The sequence below is a fragment of the Affinundibacterium danionis genome (assembly GCF_042432465.1).
In the GTDB taxonomy this organism is placed as follows: Bacteria; Pseudomonadota; Gammaproteobacteria; order Burkholderiales; family Burkholderiaceae_D; genus Undibacterium; species Undibacterium danionis.
Window position 1 is genome coordinate 110,644 of the sequence record NZ_JBHLXJ010000016.1, and the last position, 26,219, is coordinate 136,862.

15 protein-coding genes are annotated in these 26,219 nt (G+C 42.4%); 8 read left to right on the forward strand and 7 right to left on the reverse strand.

Features of this window, described 5'->3' with window-relative positions:
* Nucleotides 1-39 precede the first annotated feature (39 nt).
* The 3 genes from ACFFJH_RS15170 (at nt 40) to ACFFJH_RS15180 (ending at nt 4,771) form a co-directional block, all read left to right on the forward strand.
* Nucleotides 40-2,514, forward strand: coding sequence for a sulfotransferase (locus tag ACFFJH_RS15170; RefSeq protein WP_390213766.1), 2,475 nt, complete (start codon nt 40-42; stop codon nt 2,512-2,514).
* 93 nt (nt 2,515-2,607) lie between these two features.
* Nucleotides 2,608-3,297 (forward strand): class I SAM-dependent methyltransferase, encoded by a 690-nt coding sequence (locus ACFFJH_RS15175; RefSeq protein ID WP_390213768.1) that lies wholly within the window; start codon nt 2,608-2,610, stop codon nt 3,295-3,297.
* 55 nt (nt 3,298-3,352) lie between these two features.
* A complete protein-coding gene (locus tag ACFFJH_RS15180) occupies nt 3,353-4,771 on the forward strand; it encodes a class I SAM-dependent methyltransferase (RefSeq protein WP_390213769.1) in 1,419 nt (472 codons plus the stop codon).
* 139 nt (nt 4,772-4,910) lie between these two features.
* On the opposite strand, the gene ACFFJH_RS15185 is transcribed toward ACFFJH_RS15180, so the two are convergent.
* From ACFFJH_RS15185 to ACFFJH_RS15215, 7 genes are all read right to left on the reverse strand, one after another.
* Nucleotides 4,911-5,744 carry a hypothetical protein gene (locus ACFFJH_RS15185; protein WP_390213771.1) on the reverse strand — a complete coding sequence of 278 codons (834 nt, stop codon included), beginning with the start codon at nt 5,742-5,744 and terminating at the stop codon, nt 4,911-4,913.
* Nucleotides 5,745-6,191: 447 nt separating this feature from the next.
* Nucleotides 6,192-7,538, reverse strand: coding sequence for a TolC family outer membrane protein (locus ACFFJH_RS15190; protein ID WP_390213773.1), 1,347 nt, complete (start codon nt 7,536-7,538; stop codon nt 6,192-6,194).
* A gap of 2 nt (nt 7,539-7,540) precedes the next feature.
* Complete coding sequence (locus ACFFJH_RS15195; RefSeq protein ID WP_390213775.1) at nt 7,541-8,896, reverse strand: HlyD family type I secretion periplasmic adaptor subunit; 1,356 nt, start codon at nt 8,894-8,896, stop codon at nt 7,541-7,543.
* An 11-nt stretch (nt 8,897-8,907) separates the two neighbouring features.
* The gene (locus ACFFJH_RS15200; protein WP_390213777.1) at nt 8,908-10,701 is read right to left on the reverse strand and encodes a type I secretion system permease/ATPase; all 1,794 of its coding nucleotides are present in this window, start codon (nt 10,699-10,701) and stop codon (nt 8,908-8,910) included.
* Nucleotides 10,702-11,081: 380 nt separating this feature from the next.
* A complete protein-coding gene (locus tag ACFFJH_RS15205) occupies nt 11,082-13,019 on the reverse strand; it encodes a SapC family protein (RefSeq protein WP_390213778.1) in 1,938 nt (645 codons plus the stop codon).
* A gap of 252 nt (nt 13,020-13,271) precedes the next feature.
* Nucleotides 13,272-17,399, reverse strand: a complete 4,128-nt coding sequence (locus ACFFJH_RS15210; RefSeq protein ID WP_390213780.1) for a beta strand repeat-containing protein — start codon at nt 17,397-17,399, stop codon at nt 13,272-13,274.
* A 997-nt stretch (nt 17,400-18,396) separates the two neighbouring features.
* Nucleotides 18,397-19,725, reverse strand: a complete 1,329-nt coding sequence (locus ACFFJH_RS15215) for a FecR family protein (protein WP_390213782.1) — start codon at nt 19,723-19,725, stop codon at nt 18,397-18,399.
* A gap of 584 nt (nt 19,726-20,309) precedes the next feature.
* Between ACFFJH_RS15215 and ACFFJH_RS15220 the strand changes: the two genes are divergently transcribed.
* From ACFFJH_RS15220 to ACFFJH_RS15240, 5 genes are all read left to right on the forward strand, one after another.
* Nucleotides 20,310-22,184: a CHASE2 domain-containing protein gene (locus ACFFJH_RS15220; protein WP_390213784.1), complete on the forward strand. Its 1,875-nt coding sequence runs from the start codon at nt 20,310-20,312 to the stop codon at nt 22,182-22,184.
* Complete coding sequence (locus ACFFJH_RS15225) at nt 22,181-23,467, forward strand: tetratricopeptide repeat protein (protein WP_390213786.1); 1,287 nt, start codon at nt 22,181-22,183, stop codon at nt 23,465-23,467. The genes ACFFJH_RS15220 and ACFFJH_RS15225 overlap by 4 nt, the downstream gene beginning before the upstream one ends.
* Nucleotides 23,464-23,805 carry a VanZ family protein gene (locus ACFFJH_RS15230; protein ID WP_390213916.1) on the forward strand — a complete coding sequence of 114 codons (342 nt, stop codon included), beginning with the start codon at nt 23,464-23,466 and terminating at the stop codon, nt 23,803-23,805. The genes ACFFJH_RS15225 and ACFFJH_RS15230 overlap by 4 nt, the downstream gene beginning before the upstream one ends.
* Before the next feature lie 226 nt (nt 23,806-24,031).
* On the forward strand, nt 24,032-24,655 hold the full coding sequence (locus ACFFJH_RS15235) for a Crp/Fnr family transcriptional regulator (RefSeq protein ID WP_390213788.1): 624 nt from the start codon (nt 24,032-24,034) through the stop codon (nt 24,653-24,655).
* The gene (locus ACFFJH_RS15240) at nt 24,633-26,174 is read left to right on the forward strand and encodes an MBOAT family O-acyltransferase (RefSeq protein WP_390213789.1); all 1,542 of its coding nucleotides are present in this window, start codon (nt 24,633-24,635) and stop codon (nt 26,172-26,174) included. The genes ACFFJH_RS15235 and ACFFJH_RS15240 overlap by 23 nt, the downstream gene beginning before the upstream one ends.
* The last annotated feature ends 45 nt before the right edge of the window (nt 26,175-26,219 follow it).

Consider the following 26,219-nt stretch of genomic DNA (forward strand, 5'->3'; position numbering starts at 1 on the left):
ATCATATTTGTTTCATCCTATCGAGAAATCATTTTTCGCATGCACCTAGAATTTAAAAAACTCCCCACTCACCCAGATCTCGAGCTTGGTATCTGCTTTGCAGATTGGGATCGAAAAGCAGTCAATGGCAACTCAGTGGGAATGTTTATTTGGATATCCTCTACTAAAGGGAGTCCCGCTTGCCAAGAACTTCTACTGAGAGACGGGGATCATTGCATCGCAAGATTTTCAGTTTTTCACAAAACACACTCTGTCTTATCTAGACTTTGCCCAGATAGAGTAGACGATTCAGTTTTTATTCATCTATGCATTAATCGACTAATACTTCGGCAAGAAGGAAATATCTCCGTTTTGGTGGCAGACGAGCACGGAGTGAGGCACCACCTCGGTACTATAGAGTTTCACGAAAATACGTTCGATACAAATGAAAAGCCGACGATAGAATTAGGGGCGAGACCTATTTTAATTTCAAGTTTAGGGAGATCTGGATCTACCGTCTTAGCAAACAGTATTGGTCTTCATCCGGAGGTTTGTTTGATTGGCCGCTACCCATTTGAGTATCGTTTCTTTTCATATTGTCTTCACGCAACCTATATTCTAACGTCACCAGCCAACCACGATTTTTCAATGGGGCCAGACGCGTTTGAGAAAGTTAATGTATTCAATACGGGCTTTAATCCATTTAATTTTCGTGGCTTTGACCGACTATTAGACAATGATGATCTTCGTAATTTCTACGAAACGGAATTCACTCGTGATACCGCCGCGCATTTTATGCAACAGGCGAAAACAGCGATCGAGAAAGTAATATCTACTAAGAAAAATGCGACAGCATTTATAGAAAAAGCAGTGGGTACCAATCTAAGTAATCTCGCAGAAAACATATACCCAAATATAAAAGAGATTGTTCTATTACGCGGCTTTTGGGATATGGCATTATCGATGATAGCCTTTGATGCTAAGCGAGGAACTAAATCGTTCTATTCAGAAAATCCCGATGATTGGTTGATTGCTCGCGCATATCAACACTGCAATCTAACTATTCGCTCCCGCATGAAAGGAAAGATACCAGTTATATACGAAGACCTAGTCGGGAATCCTGAATTATGCCTAACCGAACTAGCAAGAAAACTTGATCTAAGCCAAGACCCCGAATCAATTACCTCAATGCTTGAGCCATTTAGAGGGTCGGCTTACCTAGAAAAACATAAAACTGATAAAAATAAAAAACAAGAGATTAGAAAATGGTTTTCAGAAGATGCCGTTCGTGCAGCAGAAATATTACTATCACAGTGTGCTGAGAACAAAGAAAATACTCGATATGAACTTGCAACTTGGACTGGCGATGTTAATGTCAAGTCTGCCACAAGTGACGCAAATAATCACCCCTCAAAAAAAAGAGATCTCTTTACTGCGAGCTTGACCGAAGCATTTGGGTGGGCAGCAGCACTTGAAAATACACGCACAAGGCAAAATAACAACCAGCTAAAGCACGAAATTGCAGCTCTTGAAAAAAACTATTCAGCTCAAATACTTGCACACTCAAAAAGAGCAAGTGCTTCAGAGCAATATTGTGCTTCGCTCGAGGTCGAACTCGATAAACATAAAAAAACCTTAGAACTCGAACGTGCGTTCTTTAAAGAAAAATTGGCGTCAAATAATCCAGAATTAGTGAATGCTCAAATTGCAATTCATATAAAAAAAACCAATCAAGTCGAGGAATATGCAAAATCACTTGAGGATAGTCTAGAAAAGATTCGCAGACAATATCGATTGGAATCAGAGCATCATGCCGAAGAAATAGATGCCTTAACAAACAACCTTAATGCAGTCATTCAACGCGCTGAGCATGCAGAACAATATGCAAAAACATTAGAAACTGAACGAGCTCGCCTTAATAACTACATAAGAAATCAAGACTCTATGCATCATGAAAAAGACGTTCGATATCAAGCAGAAATCGAAGGTCTTAAAAATAATTTTGCATCCCAGATTCTAGATTACACCCAACGAGCGAGCCGTGCCGAACTCTATTGCGCTTCTCTTGAAATTGAACACGAAAAGCTCAAACAGACCTTATCGCTTGAAAAATCAAGTTTTGAGACGAAATTAGAAGCTGAAAAACAAATTCTCGCTCATTTGAATAGAGCGAAACTGGCAGAAGAATATGCACAGTCCATTGAAAATGAACTAAAGAAAAACCATATCGAATGGCAGTCGCAAGTAGAACTTCATGCACTGGAATTAAGTTCATTGTCAGGAAATATACAAAAACTCATAGAACGAGCGGAACGCGCCGAAGAATATGCAAAGGCATTAGAGTCGGATCGTGCACAACTCAACGAATCCTATACAAATGAACATAACTTGCTAATCAAAAATCAAAAACTTTATGCTGAAGAAATACAGGCGGTAGTTGATCGCGCCTGTCGATCTGAAGAATATTGCAAATCACTAGAGATCGAAATTTGCAAACTTAAAGATGCAGGCAGAAAAAATTCAAAAAAAAATTAAAACCTTCCATGATATGTATGAACAACTAGATCAAGCAAGTCAGAAGTTTTTACTTCCCCTTTTATAAATATTCACAAATAAAAAGGAATAATAATGGATCAAGCAGAAGCTGAACGCTTAGTTAAGTTACATTCACATTGGCACCACAAATTTGAAATTTTCCCTAACGTCATAACCCCCGGCTCTTACAATCCTAAATTTTTGTTGGATAAATTGGGGCTCCCAGCTGACCTAAACGGAAAAAGTATACTTGATATCGGCGCCTGTGATGGATACTACTCGGCTGAACTCTTCGCTCGTGGCGCAAACGTAACTGCACTAGATTATCGGCCTAAAACTACTTCTGGATTTGCGATTATGGAGAAAGTTAGAGAGATCAGCATCCCACATATAGTTTCAAGTATATATGATATCAACGAAGACATAGGTAAATTCGACGTAGTGCTACTTTTAGGCGTTATTTACCATTTACCAGACATTCCCTCAGCATTATGGAAATTACGAAAAATCTGTAAGGAGACAATTTTTATCGAGTCCTATGTAGAAGATTTTGGTACAGAACAGCCAATGGCACGCTACTATGAGGCCGCGACTCTATACGGAGATAGGACAAATTTTTGGGCGCCTAACGTTCCTTGTATGGAGTCAATGGTACGCGACTGTGGCTTTATAATTAAGAACACACATAAGTGGAATGATCGTGCAATGATTGAGGCAAAAGCAAATGGATCAGATCTCAAAATGAAACTTGCTTACGGTACTTTTCCTACGGCAAATAGCTAATTCTGTAGCAACCTATTTGATTGATACGACCACAGCTATAAAACGAGATAAATTAATGGAAATCAACAAAATCAATAACTTGAAAGCAAATGACGATTGTCTCTTAGGTTTCTATATCTCGGGGAGATATCTTAGGGGGATAACTGTGAATTTACAGAATCCGACTCTCCCAATGACTGCTGAAATTTTAGTGAATGGCCATTTAATGGCAAGCGTCTGTTGTATTGGAATACTTTACGGCCACCTACTCAGTAACTACCTCAACGGTGAGACTGCCTTAAAAATCGGCCATCATAGGGAAATACCTGGAGGCTTTGAATTTTTCCTCTCCGATTACTTACCACTGAGCTCACCACTAAATATTTCTGTCCGCGCAAAAATGGGACACAGAGAATGCGGTTACGTTGAAGAGACTATTGATCTCGCTTCTGATACATTTCAACGCCTTAAACCATTAATCGATTTGCGCCCACTAATTCGCTTTAACGCCTTATCACAAAATGATAATACGATAATCGTCAGCGCAATCTGTAACGCAAGCGAACTTGAACATATCAGTATGCACGGAGAAAATTGTGAAATTACCGAGCTTACCTGCTGCCCGTCCATACCACACTATGTCTTTCCAGAAAAGATTAGCGGAATAAGTCTTACCGCAAAACTCAATATTATTGACCCAAAATTGGAAGCAAAGGTAAATCTTACAAAAAACGGACTGTCCTTTGGTCAATTTAGTGACTCTTTTTTTATTCCAGCAAATCTGGGCAAAAGTTTCGATAAGGCAATAGTGCCAATGGAAGAACAAATAGATCGCGTAATGGCATCAAAAAGTAAACTCGACTACCTTTTTTCTGGATACGCCTCTTTCAAAACAATACAGAATTTGCTCGCAAAATATACGCATTTGACGATTACGCACGATTTATCGATACTAGATTGGGGCGTCGGTTGTGGCAGAGTCGCACGTCATTTTATTGATGCGAACTGCCAAGTCACTGGTGTAGATATTGATCCACAAAATGTGGCTTGGTGTCGACACAATCTATTAGGACAATATGACCATATATCTCCCCAACCACCGACCAATTTACCTACCAATAGCATTGATTTAGCATTTGGAATTTCCATTTTTACCCATCTAACAGAGGACGACCAATTTAAATGGCTTGAAGAGTTACAAAGGGTAATCAAACCGGGTGGGTACGCATTAATGACAATTCAATCAGAATATGCATTACTTCGCGGTCAAGAGCCTACACGCAGAATATTGAGTCTAAACGAATATGGTATTGACGACGCTGTTATTGGAACAAGACTAGACGATGTAGTCGGAAAAAAAAGCGATTACTACCGTGAGACTTTTCATCAACATCAGTACATCATTCAAAACTGGAGTAGGTGGTTCGAAGTATTAGCGTTCGAGAGAGGAGAACATTTTTCACATCAAGACTACGTTATCCTACGTGCTAGATAGAGTAGACGCTTGAATCAATTGCTAACTTTACCAAGTCGCACATTTCTTCAATAACATCCAATCCAGTTTCGTATAAAAAATGTCTACATAAGGTTACGACGACTACCAAAGATTAGGATTTCGGAGTTTCGTTGTAACTTTACCTTTTCCCACCCGCCTTAAAAGTCTTAGTCTTTGGTGAATCCAACCAAGGATTCCCTGCTGTAGTTTTTGTACTGGAAGGTAAGACTTTCAAGCTCAAACAAGTCAGATGTTCAAAACCGCTTGGGCCACTTAAGGTGAGTCCTGAAGAAATTGGAGTTTGGAATCCGCCAGAAAAATGTGCGGTACCGGTTAATTCAAACTTGGCGGCATCGACACCGATTAGAGAGAATGTCACTTCGGTAATTCGCCTTGCTTCACCTCGCGTGCCGCAGAAATTGCCAACCGTGGCGCTTGGTAGTTCTCCAGCCCCTTCTACGGATACAAAGTAACTGATATCGACACTGGGTGGCTTGTCGGGCCACACGACTTGAAATCCCTCTAGCCTATACTGCTTGCTTGGGTCTCCTAATAAAGCGCCATCGCTAACGACTATATCTCCCATATTTTCAACATGACCAATCAAACTAACGCCTAATTCATTTATTCTGATTGTTCCATTCTTTGAATCTATGGAATCGCGCTCTGTAGCCCTATTCTCCGGATCCAAACCGACGGTATCTAAACGTAGCGCTGGAATCGCGTCATCGGCAGCTGCCAGATAGGCAGTAATCAACATGTCGACGGGTGCGTTCTTGACTAACAGAACGATGCAATCAGAGCCGTCACGCAATATTGCACCATGTGTTTTTTCTGTACTTAATATTTCTATTTGACCTGTGCAACTTGCGTCTCCGGGTGATCGCGATACAGTCAGTGCAGCGCCGACTTTAGGATGACGAAGAATATGGATGCCGGGTTGAAGCCGTAAGATGGAATTCTTTATGTGCATGATTCGTCAAAAATGATTAACAGTCAATGAATTGACTGTACCGGAAAAGAAAATTCTACACAAGATTTACTATGGTTCCGACATCAATTCGCTACACACTATCTCTTTCTCAACGACCAGCTGCACACATTGAGGGGGATAACAAAATGCTTGTGAGCACAGCACATGGCAAAAATCGACTTGGAGGAAACAGTAGTTGAATTATCTGTGTGATTCATAGACATCATTTCAATTTTCGAAGTGCCAGTTCATCTCGATAATTTTGCTCCTGAATGCGCTCTTTTGATGAGTCGAACTTAGCCACTACCTCCTTATAGAAAACTCTTATCTAAAAGTTCGTTTGTGTGTTGATTACTGGTTATCAAGTCGCGCCAGTACCTTATGGAATAAAAAAAGGGAAATTGATGCTCAATTTCCCTTTTTTATTTTGCCTGACACAAACCAAAATCAATTTTTCTCTGAAAAATAGCCTGCGACGGTTCTTAAGTCATCAATATTCACAGTACCAGCCGCAACACGCAGCTTCAAATAACTCAGGAGATAATTGTAACGAGCAGAAGCCAGATCACGTTTAGCTGCCACTAATTGTTGTTGCGCATTGAGTAGATCTGCATTAATGCGCACACCACCTTTAATACTCTGTTGCGTTGCTTCGACTAAGGCTGTTGCGGAATTAACTGATTTTTGCAAACCTTCAATTTTTACGACACTACTTTTCACCGCACTAAATTGCTTACGCAACTCAACCATCACTTTACTTACGGTTCCATCGAGATCGGCTCTAGCTTTATCCAGGCGCGCTACCGCTTGCTTCGAGGTCGCATTCACATAGCCACCAGAGTAAATAGGAATAATCAACTGAACACCAACAGTACGCATATTCAAATCTTGATTTTTAGTTGCAAAAGTCTCTGATACGCCGTGATTGTAGTTTGCATTTAATTCTATCCGTGGCGCGTGTCCAGCCTGGCTCTTAGAAATCTCTTTTTGGGCAATGTCAATACCATATTTTGCCGCGATAATTTCAGGATTTTTCTCCTCGGCATAGCGCTTCCAAGTATCAAAGTCCTCAGAGTCAAGCATAGGCTTAAAATCAACAGGTAAACCATCTAGCTGCTTCACGTCAACACCGACAATTGCCTCCAAATTATTTCTTGCGGTTTGCAAGGTATCAATTGCTTCGAGTCGCATAGCCTCAGCAACGTCTAATTTTGCTTGAGTCTCCAACATTTCTGTCTTTGTGCCCTCGCCTTTCGCATACAAGCGATCATTTACCTTACGTTGCTCTGCATAAGAGTCGCGCTGGGCAGTGTACAAGTTCAATTGATCTTCTGCATAACGTGTTTCCACGTAAGCAGTCAGCAAGCGAACCATTAGATCACTGCTGCGAGAATCAAACTGCGCGATGCTGTAATTTTTCTGGGCCACACCTTGTTCAAACCTGGCATATGCTTCCAGATTAAAAATCGTTTGGCGCACACTCACTGACTTGCTTGTGCTACTGTAGTCTTGATTAGACTTTGTAAACGTCCCCAAAAAGGGGCTAATACTTTCTCCCTTGTTCTTACTGGTCGAATAGACATACTGCGCCGATGGCAGTAAACTTGAGCGTCCGATCGCCTCATACTCCAAGCCAGCAATTAGTTCCGCTTTAGCAGCACGATGCGAAGGATCATTTTTCAGAGCCGCAATATAAGCTTCCAACACGCCAATTGCCGAAGCACTTTGGATAGGCCCCAGTAACATTAAGCATGCTGCGGGTACAACACTCAATCGCATCCAATGCTTTGCCATAATCAATTCTCCTTCATTGCAGAATGTGCCCGATCCAGAATTGGACGCAAAAGATAATTCATCATCGTACGTTCACCTGTTTTAATAGTCATGTCAACTGGCATACCTGGGCGGATTTGTAATTTACCTAGCAGCTTCTTACCCTCGGGAGTAACTTCCGCATGGAATTTATAATATGGCGCACCTGTTCGCTCATCCATCGCACGATCAGCAGACACTTGAGTTATTTTTCCTGGAATATGGGGTGTCGTGTTTGTATTAAAGGCTGAGAAAATAAACTGCACATCTAAACCAGGATGCACTTTATCAATCAAATTGATCGGCAATGAGCCTTCGATAATTAATGGGTCTTGTGCTGGCACCAACTCCATCAATTTAAATCCTGCTTGAACAACTCCGCCTTTAGTAAATACATTGATACCAACAATTGTTCCATCTACCGGAGCCTTAACCAAGGCATGATCAAGTTCCTGTTCATAGATCTTGGTTCGACTCTGTAAAGACTCTACTTCGCGTTGTGCATCAGACAATTGAGTACGAACTTCTTTTTGATACTCTTGCAAACGTTGCATCTTACGTAAATTAGCCTCAGCAAGCTGACGCTTAATACGACCAATATTACCCAAATCTTCAGAAACTGCAGAATTTATTTGCGCAAACGTCCGCTCTGTATCAAGGAGACGATTACGAGCAATATAGCCATCTTTTGCCAAATCACGAATATTTTCTACTTGCTCCTTGACGATAGTTTGCTGCTCCTTTTTGTTAATCATAGACGCTTCTAGTCCATGCAACTGCATCTTCAACCCACCCATATTTTCCTCAAATGCGCTTAAATCGGCCTCGACTGCCATCCGACGTGAAGAAAATAACTGTTCTTGTAGAAACAAACTATTGGCTACATGTGAGTCTTTTTTGTTATCCAAAAGCCACTTTGGAAAAGTGATCTTTCCTGCGTTCGCACGCTCTGCCGTCAATCGAGCCACCATCGCACTTGCGGTTACTAATTGAGTATAAGTAACATCTGCTGAAGATTGAGAAACAACAGAATTCATTTTTACAAGCACTTGACCCGCTTTAACTTCATCACCATCCTTGACCAAAATTTCTTCTATCGTTCCACCTGTTTGATGTTGGATTGTCTTGCGTCCGGACTCGGAAACGACTATTCCATGAGCTGGAGCACCTTGATCCAATGGAGCAAACGATGCCCAAACTAAAAAACCCAATACCCCAAACAACACAATGAACCAACCGAGTCGAACATAACTACGAGCATCAGTATTAACCTCCAGCACATCCACTGTATGAGGTTGCACATCAGTTACAAGCTCTTTACTTGTTGCAATATTTTTCATATCAATTCCTATTAGTCGGCGCTTGGTTTATTGGCCAATGGCGTTTCTCCAGCAACTGCAGCGTCAGATGGCTGTGTCACTGTTGGCGTCGCCTGAGACGACTCAGATGACGTAGTCCGCTGAGTCTGCTGCACTTGTGCTTGTTGTAACTGCTTTTGCATTTGTTGGTTAGCCTGATTTAGAGCGGCAAACACCTGGTCACGTGGACCGAACGCTTGGACAGCACCATCGCGCAGCAACAACAATTTAGTCGTTGCACCTAAAATACTGGTTCGATGTGTAATTAGAATAATCGTTTTTCCACGCTGACGCAGATCGTTCAACGCCATTAACAACGCCTGCTCTCCTGAATCATCTAAGTTTGAATTAGGCTCATCCAATACTAAGAAAGAAGGATCATCGTACATCGCACGTGCCAAACCAATACGTTGTTTTTGCCCCCCGGACAATCCAGCACCACCGTGCCCCAATACAGTGTCATAACCTTTAGGGAAATGCAAAATCATGTCGTGAACACCTGCACGTTTCGCTGCAACAATGACTTTTTCTGCGTCGATGTCACCAAAACGCGAAATATTTTCTGCGATCGTACCGGAAAACAATTCAATATCTTGCGGCAGATATCCAACGTTTGGCCCTAATTGATCTTTATTCCATTGATAAATATCTGCACTATCTAAGCGCACATTTCCTGCAACTGCAGGCCAAACTCCTACTAACAAACGAGCTAAAGTCGATTTTCCCGAACCTGAAGGGCCAATCACCCCCAATACGTCACCTGCTTGCAAACCAAAGGAAATACTTTTAAGTATCAGTGTTTTACTGCCAGGTGACGCGGCGGTGACATCCTCTACATCCAGCACACCTTTAGGCTTTGGTAAATTCATTCCTTGAACGCGCTCAGGATTTGTAGTTAATAATTCATTCAGTCGCTCATATGCACTCTTGACACCACTCCATTGTTTCCAAACGCCGATCAATTGATCAATAGGTCCGGTTGCTTTACCTAATAAAATGGAACCTGCAATCATCATCCCTGGCGTCATTTTTCCTTCTATAACCAACAGCGCCCCTAAACCCAACACCAGCGATTGAATAGAGACCCGTACAAATTTACTAACCGCAGTTACAATTCCAGACTTTTCACTAGCCTCACTTTGCAACTGTAAAAAACGACCTTGTAACTTGAACCAACGTGTCATTAAATTTGGCAACATGCCCATCGCTTCTATGACTTCCGCGTTACGTAAATTATTTGTTGCAAGATTCGAAGATGCTACCGCCATGGCGTTCGCTTCTGCCAAAGGCTTCTTTGAAACCACTTCGTTAACATAGGCAAGACTAACCATAATAATCACGGAGACTAGGGCAAATAAACCTAACCACACATCAAACATAAAAATTACAGCAAGATAAATTGGAAACCAAGGTGCATCAAAGAAAGCAAACAAACCGTTACCAGTAAGGAACTGACGCAATGTGGTCAAATCTTGTAAGGCCTGCCCCGCAACACCACCGCCCTGCTTCAGGTTCTGTTCAAACGCAGCCGTATAGATCCGCTTATTTAATTGCATGTCAAGCTTTGCACCTACACGTATTACGATAAAACTACGAATAAATTCCAAAGCGCTCATGAATGCATACGCTCCTAACATAAGGAAAGTCAGCATTAACAAGGTAATTTGATTTTGGCTCTGCAGCACACGATCATACACTTGCAACATATATAACGACGGCGCCAGCATCAATAGATTGATAATGGCACTGAAGACACCAACCGTACGGAAGGCACCTTTAAATAACATCAGAGTTTCCGATATCTCATTTTTGGGAAGTTTTAGCTTACTTATCATAGTTGATCCATGGCAGACTAATTTGGTTACGTAATAACTCACGCGTGGGCGACAACAATGCTCGCCAGAGGAAAATTTAGACCGTATTATCTATGCAATGATGCACGGATAATGTGATCCTGATCACAAAAATGGAATATAGCACGAAATGTGACTCAAATCACATATTTTTAAATTTTTTGGAATTTGTTTTGCTTTAAACGCGAACAATTTGCCCGGATGATGGATTCAAAGGACGCATCAATTGACCCCCTATTCATCTTTTTTTCATCGAAGCATCTAGCGCGGGATTAATGGACCTTTGGGTCAATGCGAGACAACAGCACAATAAATTACTTAGATTGGTCTGCCTTTTCTGCGGCAAGTGCAGCCAGGCCGTTCCTGAAAATATATGCACGTCCCGTAAATAAAATAGGATCATATAAGTGATAGCGCAGATTTCTCTCGACATCGTGTAAATGACGAATCACCTCTTGTGTCTGACCTCTGCCAACCAATTTCAAGGCGTGCGATGGAAAATGCTCAGCCTCCCAATGCTGTACTGTGGCAGCTCGGTTCTGGATAGTACTAAGATCAGCCAATCCCATAAATACCTTAAACGCCTCACTCAAATCACGCCCAAACCATTTCGCGTAACTAATCCACTTGGTTGGTCGTGGATCAGCTTCAAATAAATACAATTTCCCGGTACTTACTTCCCGCATCAAAGACATATTGACAAATCCATGCATCCCTGTAGAACGCCCAAACTGTTTGGCGATGGCAACAAAATCCCCATCGTCTGGTATATAGGTGCGTTTAGTCGAAGGATCAATGTCCGATGGATGATCGACCACTGCACTAGCAATTTGCAGCAATTCACCATCACGGTACAACGCATCTACGGTACAAAGTTCACCGTCTATGTACTGCTGGGCGAACAAGACCTCTTCAAAATCGTAAGCAGCGATGAATGCATGGTATTCGGCAAGCTCACTTATAATGGACACACCTTGACCGCCATTGGAATAGTTATCTTTCAATACAATTGGCAAGCCTAATGCAGCTAAAGCTTGCTCAGCGTCAGCCGCACTCCTTAAGCAATAAAAATTTGGGCTGATAATCTGATGGCTGCGGCAATGCTCAGCAAAACCCATCTTATGCAAAATACTGAATGCGGCAGGATTACGCAGCGGCAATAGGTGCCATAAATCGGCAATTTGATCGCGATAGATCCGCCATAAAATCGGATCATCCCCAATCAGTACATAATCGTAATAATTGGTCTTGACCAATGTCGTCAGCTTAGATAACAAACTATCCATGTCGCCCCCTGCATCAATCCAATAATCATAATAACTATTGAGTAAACACGGGCTCTTTTCAGGGCACAAAATATCAACCGCGCAGCCAGCTTGCTTCACCAGATAAGCCGCTTCCAATAACGTGCTCCAGTCATAGGTAACCAACAGCACCTTCGGTACCTTTGCCACAATCGCATCAGTAATTTCCGCGACATAGGATGAATCCTGACGATAAGGGTTTCTGCTGCGTGCAATACCGCGCAGCTTTTGCATCACCGCTACCGCGCGGCGCCGCAGCTCGACTCTCTCTAACAAGCCAGGGAAATGCTGCATCGACAATAGCAGTGTATAGGCGATCGCCAACGCGCCCGAGCTTTGCAATACTTGCAAAGTATCTCCAGATAATTGCGATAAAGCACGCGCATCCACTTGCCACAAGCCTGTTTCTAAAGGTGGCAACTCAGCATCTTTCTGGGGCAAGCACAAAGGAATGAGTAGCTGTTGCTGCTGCAATTGCGCGCACGCTTGAAGCGTCTCGAGGCGATCTTGTTCGAGTTGCGTTAAGGTTTGCAATATTCCATTAACTTCGTCAGTGAGCGCACCAGCATCGGTAAAAAATGCCTTACCTGCTTGCCCATCATGCGCTAATCCATGCGCCTCATCCACGCAAAATGCCCATTCACCATCAGCGGTTTTTTGCAGCGAAAATGGATATAGACGATAGAGCAATGGAATATAAGTTGGCAGCCACTGGGCTTGTGGGCCGACACAAACATTTTCACCGGCTTGCAACCCTTGCACCGCAACGGGAACCACCTCTTGGCCTTGTAAACGCAAAGCCAAAGGCATCGCTACTGCTGCATAGTTCAGCTCGGCAGCGGTAAGCGACATTAAGGCATCTTTTGCGGCAAACTGGTAATGGGGCAGGCGCAACCATCGCTGTGATGTATGACGTGTCAGCGTGATCATTTGAATTTGTTTCGTCATTGCAATTCGCCTACTGAAAAATGTGAAAAAGATACAGAGAAACAATCAATTGGATCAGATTATCATCGATTTTCGAATAACGCGAATGCGTTTTTAGTAGCCAACTATCGCTTTACAACACCATCATTGCGCTACGTAAGAACCAAAAAAAACCGCTGCCTCGAAAGACAGCGGTTTTTTAATTGCTTCGGCTCCGATGTTTTGAAGCTTTAGAAGCGATTACGATCCACTGTAACCGCTAACAAGTCAAACTTATACCAAGATGAAGTTGCCTGATACGAAAGTCATTGTTGTACCGAAGTCAGCAACACCGATCACACCAACAACTGTATCAGTTGCACCAGCTTCTGTGTACTGAGTCATTGTGTATTGACCCAACGCATCGCCAGAACCATTCACCAAGTTGATGTAAGTTTGGCCAACTGCAGGTGCTGTACCAGCGATCAACGTACCGTTCACGTACACAGCTTTAGCGCCGTATGCAGAGAAGTCGATGTAGTCAAAACCAGCACCGAATGAAGATGCGCTAGTTGTTGGAACTGCTGCTGCAGCACCGCTGTTTGCTGTACCAACTACGCCACCACCGATAGAACCGATGATACCGTCAGCGCCAGAACCAGCGTCAACTTTGAAGATCACATCAGTACCGATAGGTGTTGCACCTGGTGCTTTTGCTGTGAATGTCAACACTTGGTTCACACCAACTGTAGATTGAACTACATTCCAGTTAGCAAATGTTGATGCACTGATCTTGTTCGCCAAAGTCAAGGAACCGTCACCAGCTGCGTAGTTCACTGTTGTACCGTCGAATACGATAGTACCAGCAGCCAAAGCTGCAGTATTTGCTGTATCCAAAGTGATCGCGAATGTAGAAGCAGTACCATCATTCACTGCAACTGCACCTTGAGTTGTTGTAGAAATAGTGACAGCACCATTACCATTAGCAACACCGAAGTATGTACCTGTGAAGTCAGCAGCCACTACATCAGTTACCACGCCAGTTGCTGTGCGTGTCAACGTCAATGTTGTGTCGCCCAATGTGTAACCAGTTACAGTCCAGTTCGCTGTACCAAATTGCTGTGCAAATTGCATTGCGATATCTTTAGCTGGGATAACGCCAGCAACTGCTGGTGCACTCAAAGTAACTGTATCGCCATCAAAAATGATAGTTTGGTTAGCTGGAGTACCATCAGAATCAGCGAAAGTTACTGTGAAAACTTCAGTTGTAGCAGCAACTACTGGGTAAGTAACTACACCACCAGCATTGAATGTTGTGTTGAAGTTAACGATGCTGTCTGTACCGTTAGCAAAACCAGACCATGCCACTGTGTCGTTGCTGTTTGCGCCTGTACCCAACACGATAACGTCATTGCCTGTACCACCAGCAATCATGTTGTCAGAAGTTGAAGTAGATGCACCACCGTTGTATGCATTAACACCGTCTGTAGCGAACTTAGAATCGTAACGACCATTCACTGTAGAAGCGTTAGCCAAGCTAGATGCCGCACCGAAGCCCAAAGTTGCAGCTGTAGCGTCAGACAACAAGCTCAAGCCTGTCAACAACGCTTGGCTAGCTGTCAATGCTGTGCTTGACAAAGATACTTTAACATCGCTGAAGCCAGTTACACCAGTATCAGTCATTGCGCCATCGATCAAAGAACGAACGATCAATGTACGTGCTGGGCCGTCTTCTGCTACCAACAATTTGCTCAATACTGCATCGTTATTGATCGCATCTTTGATTGCATTGTTGATGACCAAGTCATTCACTGTAACACCAGTTGTTGCGTTCATGCTGTTTGCAACTACCACTGTTTTTTCGTAGCCTTTGAAGGATACTTTCAAGTTCAAGTTAACCACGTTAGATTGACCTGTTACTGCAGCCAAAGACAATGCGTTGTTAACATTCAAATCTGCAGCAGTTGCTTTAGATGAATTGAAAATCCAAGTAGCACGACCAGCGTTAAAGTTTGTGTTTGCACCAGATGCAGAAACACCAGTGTTGTCAGCATAAACTGTATCTGAACCAGCACCGCCGTTGATTGCGAAATCGCCAGTGCCACGGTTGTTGATAACGTCATCGCCGTCACCGCCGTTCAATTGCAATTGACCAATCGCATTGCCACCGATGAAGTCCAAATCAGCATTGATGTGCTGATTTGCATACCAGTTAGTAGCAGGTGCACCAACTTCGATTTGTGTCACGATTGTATCGTTACCAGCACCAGTAGACACGTTCAATTTCAAATCTTCACGTGTTGCTGTACCTGGAATTGCAAAGTTGGATGAATCCATATGCAAGTTGATGTAATCGTTACCTGTACCAGATGTGTACGTGAAAGTAACATTGTCAGCTGCTGGAGCGCCGATGTCTTTCGCGTTCAAGTACTTAGCAGACACTTCGTTAGACAAACCAGCGAACAATGTCAAATCACCTTTCAAACCAGATGCATCGAAAGTTTTAACGTCTTTTAATGCATTTTTGTTGTTTGCAGATGGAGCTGAAGTTTTACTCAATGCTGCACCGCTAGTTTGTGAGTTACCGATAGTCAAGCTAGCGTAAGTGTTTGCTTGCGCTGCGCTAGTTACTACGTTAACCACTTTCAGGTTGTTGCCTGTAGAGCTCATAGAAGCCAATGAACTTGGCTTATCAGACCCACCGTACACTGTTACGTCGAACTGATCGATACCTTTGCCTTTGTACAAATCAGAGTACGTATTTGTACCATCTTTGAACATAGAACCGATGAGCAAATCACCGCCGTCGCCTGCCAAACCAACTTTTTCCAAGTCAACTTTAATAGACAACAATTGGCCTTGTACTGATGGCGTTGGATTTGCACGCTCGTAACGGTTGTTGTTCGCTACAGTTGCTGTTGGTGAACGCAACAATTGCAAATCAGTTGGAGCTACAACCATTGTGTTTGGCTTACCATCAGTTGCACCGTCGATTGTCAACGTGATTGTTTTACCTACGCGCAATGCGCCAGTTGTTGGGCTAATATCAGATGTGAAATCAGCGCCCAAAACTGCTGTCAAAGTTTGCAATGCTGCATTTGTTGGGTTTGCTGCTTTCAAAGCTGCGATCGCAGTTTGAACCGCTGCCAACATTTGTGCGTAAGTAGAGATTTCGCTACCAGAACCAGTTGCGCTTTCGATTTTCGCCAACTCTGGAGCCAAACTAAACTTAGTACCATTGATTGTTACATCCATTTGACCAGTGTAAACACCGTCCAAATGACGAGGGCCGCCAGCGGAATTAACAGTTGCATCATATGCATCTTCATTCATTAAACGGAAATCAACGCTTGGTTTAGTGAATGTGATTTCTGGGTTCAAGTAATCTTGATCGAAGTACACGCTCAGATCTGACTCTTCCCAGTTATGGTCAGAGTTACCTGTGTATTCCATACCAACTGTCATAGTTGACAATGCGCGAGTCGCACCGCCATCATCTTTAGTTGTCAAGTTTTGAATTACCAAGTTCGCATCAGAGTAGTTAGAAGCGATTTTGTTTACGCCCAACATGTCTTTAGCATTAACGTAGACGTTAGAGTTGCTGCCGTTGATAGTGGAGTTAACCGCTTGCAATTTAACCAGTTCGATACCTTTTGTTTCTGGTTGAATTGGCATTGTGCCGTTGTTGTCATTACCAGCAAATGCACCGTTAGTGATTTTTGCTGTCAATGTATCGTTACCAGCGCCACCATTCAATACGTCGCCAGAACCCAATGTATTAACTTGTTGACCCAAAGAATTCTGCACTACGTTTGCAGTCATTGTGTCGTTATTAACTGTACCAGTCAATGTATCTTGACCAACTGTCAACGCGACGTTAACACCAGTTGTAGCGCCACTATCAGAAGCCAAGATAGCTGAGATTGTTGCGTCTTGTTTCAAGATTTGTGATGCTGCTGTTGCATCAGTTGTTACTGCGCTCAACCATGCTTTAGCTGCTGCTGTGCCATTTGCTTTGGAGTAAGCAACTGCTTCTGGTGTTGTATCAATTGCTGCTGTGAATGAAGTTGATGCAGTTACTTTAGCGTTAACAGCTGCCAAATCAGCACCTGTAGCGCCGCTCAAAATGTTGATAGCAACGTTACCAATTGTGCTCTTGCCTGAATTTACTTCACCAACCCAGTACATCAAACCGTTGAAGTCTGGACCGTGACCAAACAAGTTTTGGTACAAAGTAGCGATGATAGATTCTGTTGTTTGACCAGCAAATGCTGCATTGTATTCAGCTTGAGCGCCAAAACTGTTAGCGATTTGCCCGATTGTCAATGATGAATTCATCCAATATGCAAGACCAGCTGGATCTGCAGGACGATTGAAGTAAGCGATGTAAAGCTTTTGAATATTAGCAGCTGTATTAGCCATGTAAGACTCCTAGTGATTATATAAAAATTGCGTTTGATAAATTGCGAAACTTGCTTTATGGGCACTTATTCGACGTACAACGATACGAATAATCTCAGAACATCAACTGCATTGATGTGATGTTCATCACAAAACCAAAAATACTTTGCCTCACAATTAATTTGGTGTTGTTTTGCCCACTTTCTGACTCGCACCCCAACCTAAATTGGACACTTAGGTTGATTTAATGCAACAAAAAAAAATGGACGAACTTTTACCAACCTTTGATTATATAGCTTGTTTGCTGCCGCAACCATAAAAATATACTCGCCTCACATATCATTTTGTATAGAATTTAGCCAATATTGCATTAAGTGTTTGTAAACATGAATACATCTGCAGCTTATTTGCACTTTATTCTTAGCATCTCACATTATAAAGACGCCTTAAATTGTTATTTTTAAAGTATATTTTTATTTTTTAGACTTAGATTTTTCCACTTAAAGAGACCTCTGCACGGCTGTTGCAAACAGGCGAGGTTTAGATAGAGGAGTGCAGCTGTGCTAGCACACAACGACTCATGTACAAGTCAGCAGATTCTAAGTTTACCTGCACAGTAAGTTGTGTGGAGCCCCCTTAAATATATTTAGCTTTTAAGATATAACTGGACTGCATATGACTAACTTGCTTATGCTTACAAAGCATCGATCAATGGGCTACATGCTTTAAAAGCACTCACATCCATATTAAATGCAGTTCTGCATGCCCCCCCCACCTTATTTGCAATTCAAAGACACCAAATACGTTCGATCGACGCATGCATTTAACGAAAACTATTGATGGGTATATATTTACATAGACCATGCTCAGCTTATGCGCTGATCGCCCCCCATAAAAACACAAAGCCAACACAAGGTTGGCTTTGGCTTTTTACTTAAATAAATACGCGTATATTATAAATGCATCAACTTATAACTTCGTTCTTAACATCCTCTTCCACAGACGCATTTCTAGAATTTTATTTTGACCAATAGGTAACGCCGTAAGCTTGACGGCTATCGTCTAGGCGCCTTTGAAATAAATATGATGCCGTCCCGCCTTTTTCTTGGGTTATTACGCCATTAACAGACATATTAGTTGGGGCTATAAATTGTGGATTGCCTGACAATACTCCGTTTGCACTAATACTACCTTGTGAGTGCATGGCAATGCGTTCTGACTGGGTAATTAAATCAAAACTGGTTTTGAAAGTAGCAGAGGCAAAGTCTACCACTAAGCTACCATTTTCCATGCCAGCATTTGAGATCATGCTATTTTTTGAGTCAATAACATAAGCCTCTCCGCCCTTTAAAGCAAAGCCCATAGAGCCAACAACAGGAATCGTCCACTCACTAGCCTTTGATTGGTAAATGGCAAAGTACGCATTACCCGCAATGAGCTTTGCCCCCGAATTCGATAGCAATATTGGATCTATATTAGATGGCAAAGCAAGTAAATTACTCCAACGCCCCCAAGTAATTGAGTTTTCCAAAGCCTTAGCTGCAGCTTGAGCGTTCTGAGTGGTTTGTATATATTCAGGTAGGTTCGTATTCTTTAATGGATCGGTAACCGCATTATTTGGCAAAACAACTGGCGCAACTGTGGCGACAGGAGATGGAGTGCCAATTGCAGGCTCATCGTGACGTGGCGGTGAGACAACATCTGGCGATGCACTACCGCCACTAAATACGCTAGGCTTAACCTGATCTTTTGTGATTTGTAGCAACTTCCCTTGCTGAGCGGCAAATAGCTCAACACTGTTTCCGCCTTCACATGGACCTGTTCCAGTTGGCACACATGCACCGCCAAAGCCACTTACAACGATGCCTCCAGAAAGCACCGATACGCGCGATACAACTTGATCCGTAAACACGGTGAAATCCGTACCTCGGACACCGATTGCTGCCACAGGCGTATTAAAACGGAAATTTTGGCGCGACAACTTTACAGCCTCACCTGAAATACTTCGCGCAACGCCTTTGATCAATTCTAATTTAATACGTGTGTTTTCTGGCTTCTGCTTATCGATCTGATAAGACACGATACGGATGGTACTATTTGGACGAACGATAAGGAAGCCATTATCTATCGTCTTTAAATAAACAAATCCGTCTGCACCAGTGCTAATCTGCGCCCCTTCACTTACCATTGAATTGAGTAACAAAGATTTATTTGCTTCTTTAACGTCTCCGGCCACAAAGACCACTTGCGCAGCATCACCCGACGCTGCATGTACAAGCCCCGTCAGCAAGAATGCGGCGACAATACAAAAAGCACGGACAGATTTTGAGAATGATAAATTCAGCATAGTTATTCCTTTTGATACCGGCATGGTATCGGCAAAACAATTTTAACTGGCGCGAAAATAATCAGCCAAGTTCACCTCTTATTATCCCCCATTTTTCAGATAGTTTTGTGATCACCATCACAAAGTTAAGTTTTTATGATGTTATACTACGTTTATTTCTCACGGTCTTGCATTGCTTTTATCATTTACATTCGTTTTAGGGATTGCTTGCAATAAAAACCCGTGTTGTGTGATCTCTTTATTTAGAATAAATTTGACGTGCGAATTGTGCTTCCATGGAATAAATATTCACGATTGACATGTCAGTTTCAAATTAGCTCGAATAGTTAAAGGTCTCTAGAAGCAAGTTCAATGAAAGATTGTTGAGAGAAATTCCATTGCTAAAACAGGTTTGCTATCAGGAGATATCAAGTTTAAAGCTTCGTCGCTTTCCAATTGGCCATACTGATATGCAAAAAGCCAATTTAGCACAGCGACTACGTCAAAGCTCTTTTTAAAGCTCTTTTAGGCTGCACTTACTGTAATTAGTCAGATCTTATATCAAATAACCTGACTCTGTATTGATTGACGTTTTTTAGGCTTGCATGAAGCAATTTGGATTTTCTCATTTTAAGATGATCTTTCTGACAAATTGGATATGGCTTTCCATTTCCTTTTCGTCTGTTGCTGTCTGCGTTATCCTTCAATATGCATCCATCCATAATGTCAAAGTTCTTGGCGACGAATGGGCAAGGGATCGCTTCGTGTCATGGCGCGCCAACACAACGGCTGAAACTAGAATCGTTTTGATCGACATTGATGAATCTAGTATCGAAGAAATGGGCGCTTGGCCATGGCCTCGCGATCGCGTTGCTGATTTAATTGAGTTGTCACTCGGTGAATATCAAGCAAAGGCGGTTGCACTTGATATTTTTTTTTCCGAACCCAAAGATGAAATAGGCGATCAAAGATTAGCCGGATTGGCACAGTTTGGCCCCGTAGTGCTCGCTCAAGCTTTAGACTACACAAAGGATCGACCTTGGCCTGTACGTATTGGTGAGCTGCTTCACCCTTCGTTTCCAACTCCGACGACACATGTCGCACAAGCAACCGGATATCTTGGTAACCACACATTGTTAGCCAAAAATGGCTATGCTGGAAATATTGGCTATGTACCAGATCAAGATGGGGTATTACGTCGATTACCCACCGTAAGTCATTTTGAAGGCTTTTATTTTCCTACTTTGTCACTGGCACTCTTCGATTGCTGTGCTTCGCCGCAAAATAAAAAGGCTGTGATTACCAATGCAATGAACATGGTTGATATAAATGGTTTTTCCCGCGTTAATTATAGTAAAGCACTAGAGGCATATTCGGTGATTCCTGCGGCGCGCATTTTAAAGCGCGAGCTTGCTGCGGGAGCACTACAAGACAAATTCATTATTATTGGGTCATCTTCGTTAAGCCTTTCCGACCGAGTTACGACACCACTGTATTACTCAACAAATGGTTTTTTGGTTCACGCAGCTGCGTTAACTACGTTGCTTGATATGCAAGAAGGTATCGTTGTCCCAAGCTGGTCAGGAGCATGGATTGCCATTTTATACACTACATTCATAGCCACTTTAACGACCTATGCATTCCCACGACATTCTGCACTGTTCAACACATCCTTATTGTTAGCAGCGGCTCTCACTTGGATTGTGATTGCGCAAAAAGTAAGCTTGCACGATCCTATATTCTCGCCTAACGCGCCATTATTTAGCTGTTTTTTATTACTATCGGTTGCGATTCCGTTTGGCTGGTCAAGCTCACAACGTCGCTCTCGCAGATTACTAGGGACGCTGGAGCAGTATGTCGCACAATCGGTAGTTAAAGAATTACTTCGTAGCGACTTAAAAGACCCATTAAAGCCCAGAACCCTTACAATCACGACCTTAATTGCTGATATGGAAGCATATACAACACAGGTCAGCCAATTATCCATTACCGAATCGGCACAATTGACACGCGACTTTCTTGAATGTCTCACGCTACCGGTTTTAAATTATGGAGGCACATTAGATAAATATACAGGAGATGGTCTGGTCGCTTTTTGGGGAGCACCTTTAGCGATTGATGGGCATGCTGATTTGGCGATAAGTGCTGCGATCCAGATGGCCAAAAATGTACAAGCTTTCAGCATAAAAAGACAAGAACAAGGCTTGCTTCCAATTCGAGTACGAATTGGAATTGAGAGTGGCGTAGCGATTGCCGGTGATTTTGGTAGTTCACTCCGGAGTATTTACACTGCTGTTGGTGATAGTGTTAATACAGCATCGCGCCTAGAGGATACGGCGCGTCATTTCCCTTACGATATTATCATCGGCCAGGGGGCAGTTGATTTAGCGAATGGGCACCAATTTATACCCCTCGGAGAAAAAATGTTACGGGGAAAAGAACGTGCCACAGCAATTTATACGGTAGCAGTAACTGAATGAATTTTACTTTTTCTTTGATTAAAACTTGGATCTCGATTTGTCTATGCTGCGGCTTCCTCTTGCCATTGGCAGTCAATGCTCGTTCGATGGACGACATCAATGATGTCGCATCGAAAGACCAGCGCGCGGCAGATCAATATTTGGAAGCGCTTAAAGCAATTAATGAAAAACGGCACGCTGATGCCAAGCTGCTTCTAGAAAAATTAATTGAGGATCAACCGCAACATGCTGGTGCATTGCTTGATTTGGCGATTATGCAATGCACGCTTGGCAATAAGCGAGAAGCGGAACGCTTGTTTATTGTCCTGATAAATCGATTTTCACCACCACCCGCAATCTTAGAGATCATCGATATTCATCGAAAAACAGAGTGCACGGTTAAAGCACCTAATGTCATGACAAACTTTGTTATAGAACGCGGCTATGACACAAACGCCAATCAAGGTGCTAGCAATTCGATTTTCACAATCAATGATCTCGGCACGCCGGTCAATCTGCAATTACTACCAGAATATCTACCCAAGCCAGATCACTACACAAGCGCTTCACTTGATTTATCAAGGGAATTCAATAATGACGAGGGTGTTTTCTTTTTACAGTTACGCAGTCGTCAATATGACAAAATTAGCAATCTTAACTCGGCAGGCTTAGCCGCTGGATTTGAGAGGCAATTTCGTGTCAGGAACTGGACTATTTCACCTGCAGCGAGCATCAATGCGATGAATTTGGCCAATGCACTCTACCAGAAACAAATGTCAGCACGGCTAAAGCTCACGCTGCCAGAAAATCCGGATGCTTGGATGAAATATAGCATTGCTACCTCTGTATCTAGGATGCTTTATCCTACGATTAGAAATTTTGATGGTAGCACATTCGAACTCCGTTTTATCGGGGCAAAGCAAACTGATCAATATTTTCTAAGTACGAGTGCGGCAATCATGAGTGATTTAGGCAACGACATGCGCATTGGCGGCGATAGATATGGCTGGTCAATCAATAGTTTCTTGCGCGCTACCACACCAGTCCAATTATTCCAAAAGAACGTATTCGTTGAGTTAGGTCTGCAACACCTCAATTGGCAAAGTAAAAAAATTTACTTGAATGGATTAATTGAGGTAAAAAAGCACCAAGAAAATAGTATGTTACGCGCAATGGTTGGCCTACCGATTACGGAGAATAGTTCCTTAAATTTGGAGTATCGCCGTGTTATTAATCGGGAAAATATTTCCTTCTTGAGTTTTGCAAGTCGACAAATTCAATTGAGTTGGCAGTGGCAACAATGAGCAATTTTCTTAATCCCGAATTGTTGATATATGTATTTTCCTTGAGTTTGGGAATCGTTGTAATCGGCTGCTTGCTACCAGCACATTGGCTACCACCACTGCCAAATGACAAATTTTTACATTTTCTGGCATATGCGTGGCTAAGCTTAATCATTGTTTCTTTTATCAAAGATTTTAAAGATCTTTTACTTTGGCAATTTGGATTATTGGTTATCGGGATTGCAATTGAAGGGATTCAGCATTTCATACCAGGACGTCAATTTTGTTGGCGTGATATTTTGGCTAACTCTGCGGGGATTGTTACCGTAGGAATCGGCTCCTTGATTTGCTATTTGTAAGCCATATTTGTTCACATAACAATGACAATTTAGTTTCAACATGACGACTTCTGAAAATGCAGTTTCGATCGCGCTAAGCAACACAGCCCGTGCGGCTAAGGACGACTCTCGTCCAGAGTTGTTAAATGTCGACGTTCCGAAACAAGCAAAAATACACTTAAAAACAGCGACATTCTCAATTCGTCTGCGCAACATTCCACTATTCCGAGATCTGTCTGAACAAGACATGCAACTCATTAAATCCAATTTTAGAGTACGACCTTTTAATAAGCGTGAGGTCGTTTTACAGAAAGGTGGATTAGGCGACAATTTGTTATTTCTATTATCAGGTCAGCTACAAGTAGTAGATGTAACAGAAGATGGCCGCGCAGTTGGATTGCGCATATTAAAAGAAGGTGACTTTTTTGGTGAGATCGCGCTAATTAACGGAACAACTCGCTCAGCCTCGGTAGTCGCACTAAGCAATGTGCTTGTAGCGTTTTTACCTGCGCCAATTTCAATGCAACTGTTTACTAACTCGCCCTCTGTCGCAAACAAAATGTTACGCCATCTAGCTGAAAAAATTCAGCGAGACTCCGAATTTCGAGCATTACTTAGTATCAATAACACTTCACGACGAATCTATGCTTTTATCGATTTATTTAAGACGGTAGCACCGGGTAATTTAACGGTTATTGAAAATCTTCCAACACACCAAGACATCGCGATGATGATTAATACTAGTCGCGAAACAGTGACACGCGCACTACTTTATTTGGTGCAACAAGGTATCGTTGAAAAAGATTTACATCGTTTAATTATTAGAAAGCCTGAAGAGCTGAAGATGCTTGCACTCAAACAGCCAAGTTGATCCATCCAATTCCATGCTCTTTAACTCGTTTATTTTTCTTGGGGTGTTTTTACCAGTCACCCTGATCACTTGGTTTTTATTAAAACGCCTTTGTGGCATACGTGTCGCACTGGCGGGCTTAATATCGGCCTCCTTCGTGTTTTATGCCACGTGGAAAGTCTCATTTCTTTTTGTTCTACTTGGCTCAATTAGTGTTAATTTCTGGCTAGCACAACAGATACTGACATCGCGTACGCAAAGTCAATTCAGCGACGCCAAGTCGTGGCTAATCGCTGGTTTGGCGTTCAATCTTCTGGTTCTGTTCTATTTTAAATATGCCCATTTTGTTGCCTCGAATATTTATGGTCTATTTGATTTAGCAGCACCATTTCCACCGATTTTGTTACCGCTTGCAATCTCGTTTGTGACGTTTCAAAAAATTGCTTATCTAGTTGATTGTTACAAAGGCGAAGTGCGTAATCATGATTTACTCGATTATCTATTTTTTGTTTCATTTTTTCCGCAACTGATCGCTGGGCCTATCGTTCATCATCGCCCCTTGATCTCGCAAGTTTCGACATTAGACAATCCGCTATTACTTGATTCTCGTGCGTTTTCAGCTGGGATGGCTTTTTTTACGATTGGTTTATTTAAGAAGGTCGTGTTAGCAGATAGCTTGGCAGTATTTGCGAGTAGCGCGTTTCAACTTTCGACAGAAGCTGCGTTAACAATGACACAGGCATGGCAAGGAATGTTCGCCTATTCCTTGCAACTTTACTTTGATTTTTCAGGCTACTCCGATATGGCAATTGGACTAGCACTGCTATTTGGCTTTAAGTTGCCAATCAATTTTTTATCTCCATATAAAGCCGATTCCATCATCGAATTTTGGCGGCGTTGGCACATGACGCTCTCCAATTTCTTACGCGATTATTTGTACATTCCCTTAGGTGGCAATCGACATGGAAATTTTGCTAAATATCGCAATCTGTTCTTAACAATGTTACTTGCTGGCCTCTGGCATGGCGCAGCGTGGACTTTCGTTTTATGGGGAATGCTGCATGGATTGTTGCTACTGGCAAATCACGCTTGGCGCAAATTGCTTCCCAATCCACCTCCACTATTAAAACCGTTTTTCATATGCTGCACCTTTATTTTTGTGTGCTTGGCATGGGTCTTATTCCGAGCTACAGATCTCACCAGTGCGCTACATTTTTATGTAGCACTGTTTGATCGCTCTAGCTTTGCATCACTACCAATAATCAACACAACAAACCTGATTGAGCTCGGCGAATTATTTGTCGCTACACGCCCAGAAACTGGCTGGCACTGGATCGCATGCGGTATTTTTACTGTGATGTTTTTACCCAATACAGCAAATTTATTAGCTTATGATCCAACCCCCAATCAAACGTATCAACTCAAAGCAAGTTTAGGCTACCAATTGCTCATCGGTGCGCTAAGTGGACTCTGTCTCTGGTTCGCGATTAAATGGATTGCCGTACGACCGGCCACTGAGTTTTTATATTTCAATTTTTAAGAATCATCCTCTCAACAATTCTGGTCAACTTATTACAACATGAAG

Excerpts from the sequence above, each read along its gene's own strand:
- ACFFJH_RS15230 (WP_390213916.1), top strand. The coding sequence starts at position 23,464 with ATGAGCAATTTTCTTAATCCCGAATTGTTGATATATGTATTTTCCTTG.
- ACFFJH_RS15180 (WP_390213769.1), top strand. The coding sequence starts at position 3,353 with ATGGAAATCAACAAAATCAATAACTTGAAAGCAAATGACGATTGTCTC.
- ACFFJH_RS15210 (WP_390213780.1), bottom strand. The coding sequence starts at position 17,399 with ATGGCTAATACAGCTGCTAATATTCAAAAGCTTTACATCGCTTACTTC.
- ACFFJH_RS15225 (WP_390213786.1), top strand. The coding sequence starts at position 22,181 with ATGAATTTTACTTTTTCTTTGATTAAAACTTGGATCTCGATTTGTCTA.
- ACFFJH_RS15170 (WP_390213766.1), top strand. The coding sequence starts at position 40 with ATGCACCTAGAATTTAAAAAACTCCCCACTCACCCAGATCTCGAGCTT.
- ACFFJH_RS15185 (WP_390213771.1), bottom strand. The coding sequence starts at position 5,744 with ATGCACATAAAGAATTCCATCTTACGGCTTCAACCCGGCATCCATATT.
- ACFFJH_RS15220 (WP_390213784.1), top strand. The coding sequence starts at position 20,310 with ATGAAGCAATTTGGATTTTCTCATTTTAAGATGATCTTTCTGACAAAT.
- ACFFJH_RS15195 (WP_390213775.1), bottom strand. The coding sequence starts at position 8,896 with ATGAAAAATATTGCAACAAGTAAAGAGCTTGTAACTGATGTGCAACCT.
- ACFFJH_RS15215 (WP_390213782.1), bottom strand. The coding sequence starts at position 19,725 with ATGCTGAATTTATCATTCTCAAAATCTGTCCGTGCTTTTTGTATTGTC.
- ACFFJH_RS15200 (WP_390213777.1), bottom strand. The coding sequence starts at position 10,701 with ATGTTATTTAAAGGTGCCTTCCGTACGGTTGGTGTCTTCAGTGCCATT.
- ACFFJH_RS15205 (WP_390213778.1), bottom strand. The coding sequence starts at position 13,019 with ATGACGAAACAAATTCAAATGATCACGCTGACACGTCATACATCACAG.
- ACFFJH_RS15235 (WP_390213788.1), top strand. The coding sequence starts at position 24,032 with ATGCAACTCATTAAATCCAATTTTAGAGTACGACCTTTTAATAAGCGT.
- ACFFJH_RS15175 (WP_390213768.1), top strand. The coding sequence starts at position 2,608 with ATGGATCAAGCAGAAGCTGAACGCTTAGTTAAGTTACATTCACATTGG.
- ACFFJH_RS15190 (WP_390213773.1), bottom strand. The coding sequence starts at position 7,538 with ATGGCAAAGCATTGGATGCGATTGAGTGTTGTACCCGCAGCATGCTTA.